Source organism: bacterium, assembly GCA_024228115.1.
Lineage (GTDB): Bacteria > Myxococcota_A > UBA9160 > UBA9160 > UBA6930.
Genome location: JAAETT010000101.1, coordinates 1 through 1186 on the forward strand (window position 1 = coordinate 1; position 1186 = coordinate 1186).

Consider the following 1186-nt stretch of genomic DNA (forward strand, 5'->3'; position numbering starts at 1 on the left):
ACCATTGCTGAAGCGTCGCCCGCTGGCTCTTGCTGAGGTGAATCTCGGCTGCGACCCGCATCGTGCCCCTCTGGCCGTTCGCCGCGAGGGTAACGTGGATAGTCCAATAGTGCCCTTTATTTATGAATCATATCACTAGGTTCACACCGCGGTGAACACGTTCCTCCGGTTCATCCCAGTCAACCATTCCCGGATGCACCGAGACCGAAAGGCGATCTCCCGTCTCGGGAAACTCGATGGAAAGCTCTTCACCGCGCACGATCACCGAGAAACGATGGCACGGATCGATATGCCAGGCCGTTGACTCTCCAGGCTCGAGGACCAGCCTGCGGATGATGAGGTCGTTGCGCTTCGTGATGACCTCTGTTCGCATATCCGTGCTCCCTATGCGTTCAGGCCACCCGACAGATTGGCGATAAGCTGTCGGCCGCTGACCGATAGCGACCAAGCAACTCTGCTCGCCGCCAGGACGCTACCATAGTTGGCCCGAGCTATGGCCGGCCAGCTTCATCGCCTTAGCAGGGTGCTTGAAATGGAATTCCGAGCCTCTCGGAATCGCCACCGATCACTGGATTTGGTCCCCGGATGCCGGGAGACCGCGAGCGAATCTGCCCATCCGGGAGGTTTCCATAGTGGCCCAGAATCGCTTTTCAGCACCCTGTTAGGCGTCTGTTGGACGAGCAAGCGCCCTTGTCGTCAACGAGCGTTGCACTTCAGAGTTGATGCTAATCGGCGCGACACAGCCTGACGAGCCACGTATCGAACGACCCCTCTTCTTCAGATCCGAAAACGGGAGTGAGGGCGGCTTGTTCAAGCGCGCTGTCGAGATCTGGACCCGTCCAATACTGGAACCACCTGGGACGGCCATACCGTGATGACTCCCACTCGGACCCGCTGCCCCGTTTGAGAGTGAGGTGGAGATAGCCGGATGGAAGGAGAATGCGCCGGATCTCTCGGAGTGCCACGCCGAATTCTTCAGTGGAGAGATGGAGCAGAGACGCATTGGCCCAGGCTCCAGCGAGGCTCGCGCTTCGGAGAGGCAGGGCCCTCGGTGAACACCTCAAAACCGGCCATACGTGAACGTCTGAAAAGCGGCCATAGGGAGCCGCCCAAGACAGGTGTGGTGTGATTAGCCCTTTGTGGGTGTGTTTTTCAAGGTGGCCTTCTCTCGGGATCGCCAGCTCCG

The 1186-nt window shown here is 59.1% G+C and carries 1 protein-coding gene; it reads right to left on the reverse strand.

Going from position 1 to position 1186, the window contains the following annotated elements; all coding sequences use genetic code 11:
* Positions 1-127: 127 nt before the first annotated feature.
* Entirely contained in the window at positions 128-373 is a 246-nt protein-coding gene (locus tag GY937_05270) for a hypothetical protein (protein ID MCP5056121.1), read from the reverse strand.
* Positions 374-1186: the final 813 nt, after the last annotated feature.